This is a genomic window from Mycoplasma collis ATCC 35278 (genome assembly GCF_000701825.1).
GTDB lineage: Bacteria > Bacillota_I > Bacilli_A > Mycoplasmatales > Metamycoplasmataceae > Mesomycoplasma_A > Mesomycoplasma_A collis.
Map to the genome: position 1 here is coordinate 64,358 of NZ_JNJY01000002.1, position 15,341 is coordinate 79,698.

The following is a 15,341-nucleotide window of genomic DNA, read 5'->3' on the forward strand; positions in this document are numbered from 1 at the left end:
TAAAAATTATACATTATTTTATTTTTTTAATTAGCTAATAATTAACTAATTTAAAATTAAATTAGCTGCTTTAACATATGATCTAAGTAATTTACCTGCTCCTAACTTTATTCCACCAAAATATCTTACAACTACAATTAAACCATTAGTTATTTTTTTCATTTCTAATAATTTTAATAAAGGCATTCCAGCTGTCCCTTTAGGTTCTTTATCATCAAAAAAACCTTTATTTTTTTCATCAATAATATATGCATAACAAATATGTTTTGCTTTTTTATGAACGGTTTTTAATTCTATTAAATTTTTAGTTAATTCATCTTTTGATTTAATATTAAAAAAATAAGGTAAAAACTTTGATTTATTAATTGTAAAAATAATTGTTTCCATTTTATTTAAGTTAATTAAATATATTTTTTAATTTCTTTTTTTACTTGATTTTTTTTCTCAGTTTCCCTTTTATCAACTTTAGTTTTAGTTTTTGCAAGTGCTAGTGTTAATTTTATTTTATTTTTATTATTGAAATAAACATCTAAAGGAATTAAAACATAATTTTGTAATTTTTGTTTTTGCATTATTCTTAATAATTGATTTTTATGCATTAACAATTTACGAGTTCTAGTTTCTTCACCTTTAACACTCATATATAAAGAAATATGGCAATTATTTAAAAATAATTCGTTTTTTTTAAAACTTGCAAATGAATTTTTTAAATTTATTTTTCTAGCTCTAATTGATTTAACTTCTCAGCCTAATAAAACAATTCCAACTTCATGTTTTTCATAAACTTCATATTGAAAATTAGCTATTTTATTTTTAGCGATTATTAATGACATTTTATTCTTCCTTAAGAAATCTATTTCAGATTTTTTCTATCATTTTGGAAATCGGATGATTATTATAAATAATTTCATATAATCCAAAAACAATCGGAAGACTTAAATTATGTTTTTCAGCTAATGATTTAATAGCTAAAATTCCCTCTAAGCCTTCTACAGTCATTTTATTATCTTTTAATTGTAAATTTTCACTTACAAATTTATAACCAAATGTATAGTTACGTGATAAATCACTTAGAGCTGTAACAATTAAATCACCCATCCCAGTAAGTCCTAATAATGTTTGATTGTCACCACCTAAAAAAGTATTTACAATTTTAGCCTCACTAAAACCTCTAGTTAAAAGTGCTGCTATTGTATTAATTCCATAACCTAAAGCATTCATCATTCCTGATGCAATAGCTAAAATATTTTTATAAACACTTCCAATTTCTGCACCTATTTCATCTTTTTGTAAATAAGTTTTAAAATATTTATTATTAAAAAAAGGTTGAATTTTTTTACTTTGCTCTAAATCATCGCTAACCAAAGCAACTACAGTTAATTGTTCATTAACTATTTCTTCTGCATGTGAAGGACCTAATAAAGAAACTACAGAAATAATATTATCATTGTTTTTTGCCGCTAATTTTAAACCTTTTTGTAAAGAATAATGCGAATTTGGATAAAAACCTTTTGAACAATTAATAATTATTACTTTTGAATTTAATTTATCTAAAATGGTTTTATGAACTTTATCAACTATTTTAGAAGGTAGTGCAATAACGATGTAATCACTTTGATCTAGTGCTAATTCTAAATCTGTTGTAGTTTTAAAATTTGGAAATTTTATATTTTCAGGAAAATATTTTAAGTTTTTTCCTTGTGATAAATCTGATAATTCATTTTGATCAATTCCATAGATAATTATATTTTCAAAACCAGAATCATAAATAACTTTCGCCATAGCACTAGCCATAGCTCCTGAACCTATAATTGTAAATTTGTTATTCATTATTCTCCTTTAATAATTTTTTAATAAATAAAAAATAATTCTTTTTATATGTAAAAATATAAAAAAAGAATTATTTTTTTCTTAATTATTATCTTGTTTTTCACAATCGCAATCAATATTGTGATTTTCTAAATCTTCTAAATTAACATAAAAATGACAATCTTCATGTTCTTCATGTATTTCATCAATGATAGAGGCCATTTCTGGCTCTTCATTTTCAAATGTATCATAAACAATTAATTGTTCATTATTATCAACATTTTCATTGGCTACAATATCGTTATTTTCAATATCAAAATAATCTTCAACTTCTTCAGCGAGATCTTCTTGTATTAGTTCATTTATTGGTTCATTATTATCAAAATAAATTTCTTGTTCTTCATTTTCATGTTCAACAAATAAAGGTTCTTGTTCAATTACTTCAACATTATCTTCAACAACACTATCTACAATAATTTCTTCTTCAATAATATCATCAACAATAACTGGTTCTTCAACAATTAGTTCTTGTAACATTGGTTCTTGTTCAATAACTTCTTTTGTTTCAAAAACATCATATTCTTCTTTTGTTAATAAAAGATTTTCATGTTCATGTTTAAAATATTCTAATTCTTTATTTTTGTTAATAAATTTTACACAATGCGCTACATAAACAAAAGATTCATTAATTCATTTTCATAAACCAACTCTGTTCATTTGTTCTTTTTTAGCTCTCATAATTTTATGAACAAGCAATCCTGTAGAACGATCTATTAATCTTTCTCTTGTAAATGAATCTAAAGGATATTCAAATTCTTTTTTGTTATAAAAATTATTTTCTGTTAATAAATAAACTTTATTTTCTGTTACAACAACAGTATTTTTAGCGATAGGATTGTCTAATGTTTTTTGAATAGCATCTTTTAATTCATTTGTTTCTGTTAAAGTTAATAATTCGCTTTCATCTAAAATAGTAACTCAACTTTTATCCATCACTTCTTTTACATTCGGATATAAAACTGACTCTTTAGTGCTATTTACTAAATTTCTTAAAACATATGAATTTAAATTTGGTCTATAAATAAATGGTTTATTTCTTAATTTAGCTAATTCAATTAATTCTAAATATTTTGCTTGTGATTCGCTACTTAATAATGATTCTGAAGAAGCTAAAACAAAAGCATCAAAATTAATATTTTCCATATATTCTAAATTAACAACTGTTTTATCACTATCTAAAACAAAATCATATCATGAGTGTCTTTTATCATCATTAGTTGATAAGTAAAATGGACTAACATTTAAATCATTTAATTTATTTAAAATAGTTTCTGATTTTTCATTTTTTCCAATTGTAGTTAATAATTTAACATTATTATTTTTAACAGTTGCTAATCTTTCAACAACATTATATGTGCTTCCAATAGCTTTTAGCTCATCATTTACAATAATTTCACCAGAAACTAAAGCAGTTTTATTTTTTCTTCATTTTACATTAATAGGATTTAATTCAAATGCTGCTCCACCTTTAAGGTTTGTAAATCTTGCTTTTAATAATCCTGAAATATAATATTTAGAAGTAAAAGTATATTCACCGTGATTTACGAAAATTTCAATAATAGAATTATCTAGAAAAATTTCTAAAAAGTGAATTCTTGATATTTTTTTAGTTCATTTAGTTCCAAATTCATTTCCAATATTAAATGAAGATTTTGATTTATCAAGAATAAATTCACCTTTTTCCCATTTAATTATAAATTTATCACCTTGATCATTGTAAAATTCTAATTCAAAATCTTTTTCTTCATATTTTTCATTAAAGTTATTGATTATAATGTTTTGAAGTCTATTTTCAAAAACCATTTCATTTTCAATTGGATTATAAATCTTTCTTAATGAATAAATATTTGGATGTACTTTTTGTAAAATAGTATTATCTTTAAAACTTAAAACTCTTGGTAATGATAAATTATTCATTCATCCATTTTCAATAGCTACATTATCGCTTGCATTAGTGTTTGAAATTAATGAAAGCATAATAAGTTCAGAATTATTTTCAAAAATTCTGCTTCCATAAAAATCAAAGCCATCATCAACTTTTTGAATTTTTTCAACATTAAATCTAAGTTTTTGGAGGTTAAATTCACCAATTACAAAATATGATGAATTAAGATTTGCGTTTTTATTATCTTTAGAATTATTTTCTGCAACAGTTGATAATAAAAATACATCTTTATCTTCTAATTTAAAATAAATTGGAGATACAAAGAAATAAGATTCTCAAAATAAAAGGCTGTCACCAAAATCAATTTCACCAATATATTCAAAATCACGATCTGGGTAAGTTGATTTATAAACAGCTAATCCTGCTTGAGAATTGTAATTTTGAACTCCTAAAATAATGTAAAATTCTCCATTTATGTAATAACATTTTGGATTCCTTGAAACTGGAGTTTGTTTATAACGATCCATTTTAAATAAAACTTTTTTAGTTTCTTTTTTAATTTCAGAAGTATTAGGATCGAATTCAGCGACAATTGTATAAGTCATTGTATTTTCAGGATCGAATTCAACATCACTAGCAACAAAACCAGTATAATATCTATAAAACTTATCATTATAAAATAAATCGCTACCAGCTAGAATTGAATCTTTTTCTTCGTAAAGAGTAGAATCATTAGTAATACCAATATCTTTATAATTTAAAAAATCTTTTGTGATAAATGAAGAAATTTCATTTATTTTAGTTGTTCCATAATATTTATTTGATTCATATGAAATATTAAAATTATCATCATTTTTAATTAGGTTGCTTGGAAGACTCATTATTCCTGAGAATGCTGAAAGATGTAATTTATTGTTAAAAAAATTACTTTCTTTTCTATCGTGTCATTGTTTTAAATTCGCAACATTATCTTCAGTTTGATTAATTGTGTTTTCTTCTAGAAGCTCTTTAATCTCTATGTCTTTTTTGTGTTTTTTTCTAAATTTAAATAGCATAAATTATCGTCCTTTAAGATTATTTTTTAATGTAGTAAAAATATAATGTTTAAATTATACTTTATTTTAAAAAAAAAGTAATTTTTTTAACAAATTTAAGATTATTTTTAAAATATATTTTCATTTTATTTTTTTTATTAATTAATAAATTATAATAAATAGAAAATTATTATAAAAAAGAAAGGAAAAATGAAAAAATTTAATAGTTATAATCAAATTCCGAAAAAATATCGTTTTGATTTAGAATCATTATTAGAAAATCAAACTATTGAAAAGTTAATAAATGACTTTGAAAAATATACAAATTTTTTAATTGAAAATAAAGATCAACAATTCGATTCAGTCGACAAGTATATTGAATATAAAAATAAATATCGTGAATTTGGTATTTACTTTAATAAAGTTTATAATTATTTATCAAATAAAAAATCAGTGAATATTATTGATGATATAAATAATAAACATTATGCAATTTTTATGAATAAAGTAAATGATTTTGAGCAAAAAATGGGTTCAGAAATTAATTTATTTTTCAAAAATATTGATAAAATTTTAAGTTGAAAAGAAGATTCGAAAGTTGCAATTTACAAAAAACACATCGATGATTTAATTGAAAGACATAAATATAAACTTAGTGATGAAATTGAAAAATTTATTGTTAATTCAAAACAAGGAAAAATTGCTTTGGATGAAACTTTTTCTATTTTATACAATAGTGAAACTAAATTTAAAGATATAGTTGATTCAAAAGGTAAAAAATACAAATTAAACCCAAGTAACTATAGACAATATTTATTAAATAAAGATGAAAATATTCGAAAACAAGCTTATAAAAATTATTTAAATGCCTATTTAGAACACAAATCATCTTTTGCTTCATTATTAATTCAACATTTAAAATTTGATTCAAATCAAGCTAAAAATCGAAATTTCAATTCTTTAGTAGAATCAAAATTATTTGAAGATCGTATTAGTATTGAAATGTTAGAAAATTTATATTCAACAACTAAAAAAAATATTAATGTTTATAGAAAATATTTTAAATTAAATACTAAGTTTTTTAAATTAAAATATAAAAAAGAATTTAAACCTTGAAATACTAGATTACCTTTAGTAAAAGTGCAACAAAACTATGAAGTAGAACAAGCACAAGAGCTATTTTTAGAATCAATAAAACCTTTAGGTGAAACTTATTATAATAAGGTTAAAAAAGCATTAACTGAAAGATGGGTAGATTATTATCACGTTCCTAACAAAAGAGGAGGCGCATATTCAATTGGCTCTAGTTATGGCCTGGATAAAAAATTTATATTAATGAATTTTGATAATACTTATGGAGCTGTATCAACATTAGCTCATGAATTCGGTCACTCAATGCATTCATGATACAGTGATGAAAATCAACCTTATGAATTATCTAGTTATCCAATAATATTAGCTGAAATTGCTTCTATTTTTAATGAATTAATGCTTTTAGATCATATTTCTAAACAAAGTGATAATGATTATTTAAAATTTGATTTAATTAAAAAATCAATTGATGATTTTTATAACACTGTTATTAAACAAACTTTTTGATCTAATTATGAATTTGAAGTTTATAAAGCATTAGATCAAAATTTACCAATCAATTCATATCAAGCCCTTGAAGAAATTTATGTAAAAGTTTATAAAGAATATGCAAGCGACCCTAAAAAAGTTAAAATTGGCAATCTTGAAAATGTTTTAGGTGTAACTGTTCCGCATTTTTACTATGATTTTTATGTTTATAAATATGCTTTTGGTTATATAGTAGCTAATATTTTCTTTAAGAAATATAAAGAAAATGGAAAAGGTGAGTTAGCTAATTATATCAATAAATTTTTATCTGCTGGCGGAAGTAAATGGCCACTTGAGATTTTAAAAGATGCAGGAATTGATTTAGAAAAAAAATCTGTTTTCCAATTAGCATTCGATCTTTTTGCTGAAAAAATAAAAGAATTTGAAATTTTAGGTAATAAAATTTTTAAAATTAAAAAATAAAAAAATATTAAAAAAAAACACCGTTTGGTGTTTTTATTTTTTCATTAAACAAATAATAAGATAATAAATATTATGAATAATAAGATTAATACAGCTACAAATCCTCATAGAACAAATCATAATACTAAATTGGTTCTAGTTCAAATTGTTTCAATTAAGTTTCTTTTGGTTTCTATAATTTCATCATAAACAACATTTTCATCATCTAAACCAGAAGCATTTGTTCCTGGAACAACTTCAACACAATCTCTATTGATAATGTTAATTTGATCCGCCATTTGAACATGTAAATTATCTCTAGCATTTAAGTCACTTAAATCAATAACTTCTACAGGAATATATTCATTTGTAACTCTGTTTCAAAGCATTAAATTACCATCATCAATAATTCTTTCTTTTTGATTGTAAGCTAATACTTTTCCTGAAACAACTAATTCATCTTTAGAAGAATCGACAACTAATTCTTTTTCATCTAGTATATCATCTTTGTATACATCGATAATTGATGGATCTTTATCAATATCTCAATCAGTTGGACATAAATCACATAATTTCTCTTCAATTAATAATACAGGTGATTCATCCATTACTCTTTGTTTTCTAGAATTGTATTCTCATAATGCTATATCAGCATCAATAATTTTACATTCTTTACATCACAATTCATGTTCATCTCATTCAACATGATTAATATGTTCTTCTGCAATAGGCTGTGAGTCTTTTTGACACTCTTCACATAAATTATTATGATCATGAACTTCAATTGCACTAATTTCTTTATTTAAGTTAGCGATTTCATCATCCATATTTAAACAATTATTTAGATCGTGACAAGTCATTTGTTGACCTAAAGCATCTTGTCAATTATTATTTTCTGAATCTGTTAAATAATTTTCACTATATTCTCAATCATATAATCCTTGTGTATCAAGGGGTACTTCATCATTAGTTCATAATTCATTACATCTTTGACAATCTTCCATTTCATGAATTGGTTCATATTCAGGTAATTTTCCGGAAATAATATCATCAGCAATATCGTAAACATCTTCAACTTCTTGTTCTGGTTCAACATATAATATTTCTTCATCTTCAGGAAGATCTTCAGCTATAATACATCCCTCACAAGGAATAACATTGTCAATTAAACTATTTTGATAATCAATTAATTTACAATCTTGACATTCTTCAAGAGGCTCTTCAATTGGTTCTTCTATTTCGATATAATCATCTTTTACAACTTCATCATAAATATATGTTGGCTCTTCAATAATTTCTTCTACAACTTCATCAATTGCTTCATCATTATCGAGAATGTTGTATTTGTGCATATGAGTATCAGTTAAATGATAAACAGAGGTATCACCTATACACAATTCACATGTATCATCTAAATTTTTATGATGAATATCTATTTCATCAAGATCGGCAACATAACCTTCTTCAATAACAAACTCTCTTGTTGCTCTTCTTGCGATAATTTCTTCTTTAATAGCTTGAACATCATCAATATTAAATGTAGAAGTTTTTAAAGCAAATTCGCTAGTTTTATCTTCATTATCATCAGGAGTTAAATTAGGAAACTTTGGAAGAGTTTCGATTATGTCTAAAACTGGTTCTTCAACAGCCTCAGAACTAACCTCTTCATTTTTATTATGGTATTCGATTTTTTCTTCAACCATCCCTAATTCATTAACTCTTGTTTTAACTGTACCAATATAACGTTTTTTATCTCTCAATCACATTGTTGCATCTATTCTTAAAGATTTTAAATGCTCAATTGCTTCATTTCAAGAATTAAAAAATAAAACAGCTTCTTCTTTTTCTCTTTTAAAGCTATATTTGGTTTCACCAGTGATTTTATCTACTTTTTTTATACAATAAAACTTTGTTATCATATTTACTCCTATTTTGCTCCTATTTTTTATAGCTCAGAAAATAAAAAAATTTTACAAAAAATAAAAAAATTTTTCTTTTTTGCTTAATATTTTTGAATTGCAAAAGCAATAATTTAATTTTACACTATTTTTTTAAATAAATAATACTTTTTATTATACATTTTTTTTGTAAAAATAAAGAACTTTTTAAATAAAAATTAATTAATTTAAAATTATGTTATAAAATTAAATATAATTTATTTTAAATTAAAATTGAATTTAATAAAATTAACGAAAGGAAAAAATGGAATTAAATCAGTTAAATAAAAAATTTAAAATCGATGATTTACAACTTGAAGGTAAAAAAGTTTTGATTAGAGTTGATTTTAATGTGCCAATTATAGAAGGTAAAATAACTTCTACAAAAAGAATAGAAGCTTCATTAAAAACTATTAAAAAAGTTATCGATTCTAATGGTAAAGCAATTATTTTTTCACACTTAGGAAGAGTAAAAAGTGAAAAAGATAAATTAACTAAAACATTAGCGCCTGTTTCTGAAGAATTAAGCAAGTTATTAAATCAAAATGTTATTTTTGTAAATCAAACAAGAGGACAAGAATTAGAAGAAAAAATTGCACAAATGAACAATGGTGATGTTTTATTAGTTGAAAATACAAGATTTGAAGATTTAAATGATAAAGCTGAATCAAAAAATAATGAAGAATTAGCAAGATATTGAGCTTCACTTGGAGATGTTTTCATTAACGATGCTTTTGGTACAGCTCATAGATCACATGCATCTAATGTTGGTATTTCTAATAATATTTCAATTGCAGCTATGGGTTATTTAATGGAAAAAGAAATTAAGGCATTAAGTAAAGTTTTATTTAATCCTCAAAGACCTTTTGTAGCAATAATAGGTGGTGCAAAAATTTCAGATAAAATTAATATCATTTCAAGCTTATTAGAAAAAGCTGATAAGGTTTTAGTTGGTGGAGGGATGGCATTTACCTTTAGACATGCTTTAGGTTTTGATGTTGGTGATTCATTATTAGATTTATCCAAAGTAGATTTAGCAAAAGAACTATTAAATAAATATGGTAAAAAATTAATTTTACCAGTTGATAATGCAGTTGGTGTTGGATTTAAAAATCAGCCAAGAGTTGAAAATGGAAGCAATAGACCTTTTGATATTAAAATTCATGAAATGGGAATGGATATTGGTAAATATACAATCGCATTATTTAAAGAAGAATTAAAAAGAGCGAAAACTATTTTATGAAATGGACCATTAGGAATTACTGAATTAGATAATTTTAAACATGGAACAGAAGAAATTGCTAAAGCAATTTCAAATATAAGAGGTGGATATAAATTAGTTGGTGGTGGCGATTCTATTGCTGCTGTTGAAAAATTAGGTTATGAAAATGCATTTAACCACATTTCTACAGGTGGTGGTGCTTCTATTGAATTTTTAGAAGGAAAAATTTTACCTGGAATTAATGCTATTCATGATAAAAGTTAATTAAAAAGAAATTAAAAAAAATGTAACAATCTGTTACATTTTTTATTTTATTTTTTTTGATTTAAATTAGATTATTTTCAATCATCGAAGCTTTTATAGCATCAAGCGCTTGTTGTTCATCATCACCAGAAATTTCAATAGTAATTTGACTACCAGTTTTTACACCTAATGACATAATATTCATAATTGATTTAGCATTAGCTGTTCCTGGTTTTGTTAAATTAATAATTTTAATATCAGATGAAAATTTAGATGAAATTTGTGCAATTTTAGATGCTGGTCTAGCATGTAAACCTAATGGATCTATAATTGTTACAGTAAATGAAAGCATTTTTCTCCTTTTGTTTATTTTCTTTCTATAACCTAAATTATAATAAAAATATTATAAAGTATTTTACCATATTTAACAAAATACTTAGTTTTTTAACTAAAGTAGAGGTTTGAATATTCAAACAAAAATTTTGTTTAATTTTCGTTTTTTTTGTCCTCTTTGCTTGAAAAAAGGTACTACAACATTAATTTCTTTTAAATAATTAATGTGTTTTAAATATTTTTCAATCACTTTCCCAGTGATTAAAACATTAATTTCATATTGTGAATATAAACTTCTTATATCGAGATTCATAGTTCCAATATAACCAATCATTTCATCAATTATTAATGTTTTACTATGGGCAAATGAATTTTTATAAATATAAATTTCAGCGCCTAATTTTTGTAATTCTAAACAATAGTGAAGTGTAAAAGGTTTAACATAATTTTTATCAAATTTACCTGGAACATAAATTTGCACTTTTTTATTAGAAATTAATACTTCTTTAAGGGCGATAAAAATTCTTTCTGTCGGAATAAAATAAGGGCTAAAAATTTTAATTTCTTTTTTAGCGCTATAAATAAGTTGAATTAAATGTGATTCTAATAATGAGATATCAATATTAGGTCCACCTTGGAATAATGCCCCTAAATTGTCATAACTATGTTTAGTAACTTGAAGTTTATTTTTTTTTATTTTTTCTTGAGGATTTTTATTTCATAAGTTTCAATCATCTATAAATGCGTTAGTTATATCTTCAACAAGCGGTCCAGTTAATCTTAAATTGGTATCAAATCAGATCCCATAATATGCACTAAAGTTAGAGTATTCATCAGCTATATTATTTCCGCCAATATAAGCAATTTCCGAATCGATGATGAAGATTTTTTTATGAATACGATAAAAACTTCTAGCTGAAATAAATGGAAATTTTAATTTATTATAAGTAATAATTTTTATATTTGAATTTAGTAATAATTTTTTATCTTTTTTTAAAACTCCATACGATCCTAAACCATCTAAAATAAGATTAACATCAATTCCTTCAGAAGCTTTTTTTATTAATAAATCTTTCAATCTTTGTCAAATAAAGCTTTTTTTAACAATAAATATTTCTATATAAATACTTTTTTTAGCTTTTTCAATATCATCAAACATTTTTTCGTAAAAATCAAAGCCATTAAAAAAGAAATCAAAATCAAAGTTTTTTGGGCTATTTCCAAAAATAGAATCGACTTGATCAAAAAATAATTTTCTATCTAAAAATTTTTTATTTTCATTTTCATATTTATAATTAGTAAAGTTTTTTTTCTGTTGTCAATATTGAATTTGAGAAATTCGTTTTTTATATTTTCTTCCAAAAATAACATACAAACTTTGACCTAAAAAAGGGAAAAAAATAATAAAAAGAATTCAAGATATTTTAGCATCAATATGTCTTTCTTGATTTAAAAGATAAATTATTGATAAAATATTTAAAATATAAAAAATAATAAAAGTTATTATAATTTCTATGTTTGCAGAGTTTTTAATTACTCTATAACATAAATAACCCATAACAGAAAAAATAGATGCTAAAAATAGCAAAAAAAAAGCATTAAAAATTTTATAAAAATATTTATTTTTAATCATTTGGTAAAATTATAGCAAAAAAGTTAAAAAATAAGGAGTTAAAATGGAATTTGATAAAATCAAAACATTTGAAGATTTAAAATTAGCTAAAAACAAATTTTATGGAAAAGATGGGGAAATTTTCAAACTTACTCAGCAACTAAAATTAGCTAAAAATGATGAAAAAGCTAAAATTGGAAAAAAAATTAAAGATCTTAAAGAATTTGCAGAAAAGCAATTTCAAGAAATAACAAAAAATATTGAAATCGAAAATATTAAAAGAAAAATGGATAGCGAATGAATAGATGTAAATGAACCATTGTTTAATAATTCTTCACTTCATCCTATAACATTGATAATTCAAAAAATTAGAGAATGATTTGTTCAAAATGGTTATTTCGAAGTTAAGGACATTGAATTTGTTTCTGATGAATATAATTTTGAAAGATTAAACATTCCTAAAGATCACCCAGCTAGAGAAATGCAAGATTCACTTTATTTTAATGAAAAAATTTTATTAAGAACACATAACACTGGAATAAGTGCTAAAGTTTTAGAGATGAATAAAAATAAAAGTTTTAGTCAATTCTCAATTGGAAAAGTTTATCGAAATGATGAAGATGATCAAACTCATTCACATCAATTTACTCAACTAGATTTTGTTAGCGTGGGTTATGTTAATTTTCCAAATTTAATTTGAACTCTTAAGTCTTTTTTATCATATGTTCTAGAACAAGAAGTTGAAATTCGACTCAGACCTTCTTATTTTCCTTTCACCGAACCTTCTGTTGAGGTTGATGTATTTTATCAAAATAATTGAATAGAAATTCTTGGCGCTGGTATTTTACACCAAAATGTAATGAAAATGGCAGGTTATACTAATGATATGAGTGCGTTTGCTGCAGGAGTTGGAATTGAAAGATTAGCAATGATTAAATATAAAATTAATGATATAAGAGAATTATATAAAAACGATTTAAGATTTTTAAATCAATTTAGAAAGGATAAATAATGATTTTTTCTTTTAAAAGATTAATGAAAATGACTAATCTAGCTAATAATATTAAAATTGATGATGTCGTTAAAGCTATAAATAGTATTGGTTTTGAAGTTGAAAATTATTGAAAATTTAATCATATCGAAAATATGAAATTCGGTCATATAATAAAAACATACAAAAATCCAAATGCTGATAAATTAACTGTTTGTGAAATTGAATTTAATGATAAAAATAGGATCATTCAAACAAATGCAACAAATGTAAAAGTTGATGATTATGTAATGGCTTTTGTTCCTGGAAGCAAAAATAATGAAATAGTTTTTGGTGAAAAAAAACTTAAAGGTATTATTTCTGAAGGGATGCTTGTTTCATTAAATGAATTAGGTTTTGATCCTAATTTAGTTTGAGATGAATTTAAAGATGGGATTTTTACTTTTAAAAAAGTTGATCTTACTTTAGATCCATTAGAATTTTTTGAACTTAATGATTATTTAATTGATGTAACTATTTTATCAAATAGATCTGATGCTAATTCATATTACATCATGGCTAAAGAGCTTTGTGCTTTTTTTAATAATGAATTTCAAGAAATTCCATTTAAAAAACCGCATTTTAAATCTGATTTTATAATTGAAAATAATTTAGGTTATTTATCTGGGATGGAATCCAAAGTAGATTCAAATTTCAACCTTTCTATTCAAGATAGTTTTTTAATTTTAAAATCTAATATAAAATTAATTTCTTCTTATGTTGATTTAAGTAATTTAATTTATCTTTTATCAGGAATGCCAAATCATGGCTATGATAAAGAAAAAATTAAAGCACCAATAAAAGCAAAAATATTTTCAAAAAATATAAAAGTTTTAGGAGATAAAAATATTGACTTTAATGATGCAATCGGAATTATAGATGGTAATAATAATGTTGTATCTATAGCAGGTATTATAGGATCAGAAGGTTATGGAATTAATGAAAATAGCAAAAATATAATTTTTGAAGTTGGTAAATTTCCTATTGGTGAAATTAGAAAAACACAAAGACAATTAAAACTAGATACTAATGCTTATAAACAATCATCAAAAAATATTTCTATTGGAACAATGGAATTAGCTTTTAAATTTTTAAGTAATTATTTACCTAATTTTTCAGAAGTTATAAATTTCCCTAAAGTTGAAAAAAAAGTCATTGATTTTGATAGAAATAAAATCAAACAAATTGTAGGTTTTGATATTTTTAGTGATTCAAAATTTGATAAAGTAAAAAATTCCTTAGAAATATTAGATTTTGTTTTTGATAAAGGTAAAATTTTAATTCCAAATTATAGAAATGATATCGAAAATATAAATGATATAATTGAAGAAATCTTAAGATTTTATGGTTATTCTAGCATAAAAGCAGAGCAACCTATAATTCAAAGTTCTATAGTAAATGAAATTAATTTTTTAGAAAATGAAATAATGGCAAATGGCTTTCAAGAGGTTAGAACTTATACTTTAACATCAAAAGAAAAAAATATTTTTAACCCATTTAAATTTACTAAAAATTTTACATTAAAAACTTTCATTTCAAAAGAAAGAGAACAAGTTAGAAATTCATTAGCAATATCACTAGCAGAAATAATTAATTATAATAATAAAAGAAAAATTAATGATATTTCAATTTTTGAAATTGGAATGATTAGTGATCTTAAAAATATTTTAGCATTCGCTTCAACTAATAAAACATTTAATGAATTAAAGCAGATAGTTTTAAATTTATTTGGTAATCATTTAATTTTCAAAAGAACTAATGAGATTATTTTTAATAATAATGTAAGTGCTTACATATATTTTGAAAATGAAATTATTGGTTGAATTGGAAAAATTTCCCCATTTGTTATTAATGTTGATGCATTTTTTGTTGAAATAAATTTAGATAAAATTTCTTATGAAAAAAATTTAGAATATAAAAGTTACGATTCAAACCCGCTTAAAACAAGAGATATAACTTTTTCATTAAAAGAAAAAGAATCGATTAATGAAAAAATAGATTATTTATATGCTAATTTTGAAAATATTTATAAAGTAAAAATTATTGATATATTTATTAAAAATAATGAAAGAAAAATTACAATAAATGTAGTTTGTGATGAAGATACCTCAAAAAAAATTGATGATTTTTATAATTAATCATTATAATATTTAA

General features: G+C 23.0%; 11 protein-coding genes. 4 read left to right on the forward strand and 7 right to left on the reverse strand.

Annotated elements, in window-relative coordinates; genetic code table 4:
- Positions 1-45: 45 nt before the first annotated feature.
- From T403_RS0100920 to T403_RS0100935, 4 genes are all read right to left on the reverse strand, one after another.
- Positions 46-387, reverse strand: coding sequence for a YigZ family protein (locus tag T403_RS0100920; protein ID WP_051619028.1), 342 nt, complete (start codon positions 385-387; stop codon positions 46-48).
- A 14-nt stretch (positions 388-401) separates the two neighbouring features.
- Complete coding sequence (gene smpB, locus T403_RS0100925; protein WP_033160938.1) at positions 402-833, reverse strand: SsrA-binding protein; 432 nt, start codon at positions 831-833, stop codon at positions 402-404.
- Position 834: 1 nt separating this feature from the next.
- Positions 835-1,830 (reverse strand): NAD(P)H-dependent glycerol-3-phosphate dehydrogenase, encoded by a 996-nt coding sequence (locus T403_RS0100930; protein ID WP_033160939.1) that lies wholly within the window; start codon positions 1,828-1,830, stop codon positions 835-837.
- A gap of 81 nt (positions 1,831-1,911) precedes the next feature.
- Positions 1,912-4,809: a GH32 C-terminal domain-containing protein gene (locus tag T403_RS0100935; RefSeq protein WP_033160940.1), complete on the reverse strand. Its 2,898-nt coding sequence runs from the start codon at positions 4,807-4,809 to the stop codon at positions 1,912-1,914.
- A gap of 189 nt (positions 4,810-4,998) precedes the next feature.
- On the opposite strand from T403_RS0100935, the gene pepF reads away from it, so the two are divergent.
- Positions 4,999-6,831: an oligoendopeptidase F gene (pepF, locus tag T403_RS0100940; RefSeq protein WP_033160941.1), complete on the forward strand. Its 1,833-nt coding sequence runs from the start codon at positions 4,999-5,001 to the stop codon at positions 6,829-6,831.
- 44 nt (positions 6,832-6,875) lie between these two features.
- Here the strand turns inward: pepF and T403_RS0100945 are convergent, their stop codons facing one another.
- Complete coding sequence (locus T403_RS0100945; protein WP_033160942.1) at positions 6,876-8,729, reverse strand: hypothetical protein; 1,854 nt, start codon at positions 8,727-8,729, stop codon at positions 6,876-6,878.
- A 283-nt stretch (positions 8,730-9,012) separates the two neighbouring features.
- On the opposite strand from T403_RS0100945, the gene T403_RS0100950 reads away from it, so the two are divergent.
- Positions 9,013-10,233, forward strand: a complete 1,221-nt coding sequence (locus tag T403_RS0100950; RefSeq protein ID WP_033160943.1) for a phosphoglycerate kinase — start codon at positions 9,013-9,015, stop codon at positions 10,231-10,233.
- Positions 10,234-10,294: 61 nt separating this feature from the next.
- Here T403_RS0100950 and T403_RS0100955 read toward each other — a convergent pair whose 3' ends face one another.
- Complete coding sequence (locus T403_RS0100955) at positions 10,295-10,564, reverse strand: HPr family phosphocarrier protein (protein WP_033160944.1); 270 nt, start codon at positions 10,562-10,564, stop codon at positions 10,295-10,297.
- 96 nt (positions 10,565-10,660) lie between these two features.
- Positions 10,661-12,178, reverse strand: coding sequence for a phospholipase D-like domain-containing protein (locus T403_RS0100960; RefSeq protein ID WP_033160945.1), 1,518 nt, complete (start codon positions 12,176-12,178; stop codon positions 10,661-10,663).
- 43 nt (positions 12,179-12,221) lie between these two features.
- Here T403_RS0100960 and pheS point away from each other — a divergent pair, with 43 nt between their 5' ends.
- Positions 12,222-13,169 carry a phenylalanine--tRNA ligase subunit alpha gene (gene pheS / locus T403_RS0100965; RefSeq protein WP_033160946.1) on the forward strand — a complete coding sequence of 316 codons (948 nt, stop codon included), beginning with the start codon at positions 12,222-12,224 and terminating at the stop codon, positions 13,167-13,169.
- Positions 13,169-15,325 carry a phenylalanine--tRNA ligase subunit beta gene (locus tag T403_RS0100970; protein ID WP_033160947.1) on the forward strand — a complete coding sequence of 719 codons (2,157 nt, stop codon included), beginning with the start codon at positions 13,169-13,171 and terminating at the stop codon, positions 15,323-15,325. Before pheS ends, T403_RS0100970 begins: the two co-directional genes overlap by 1 nt.
- Positions 15,326-15,341: the final 16 nt, after the last annotated feature.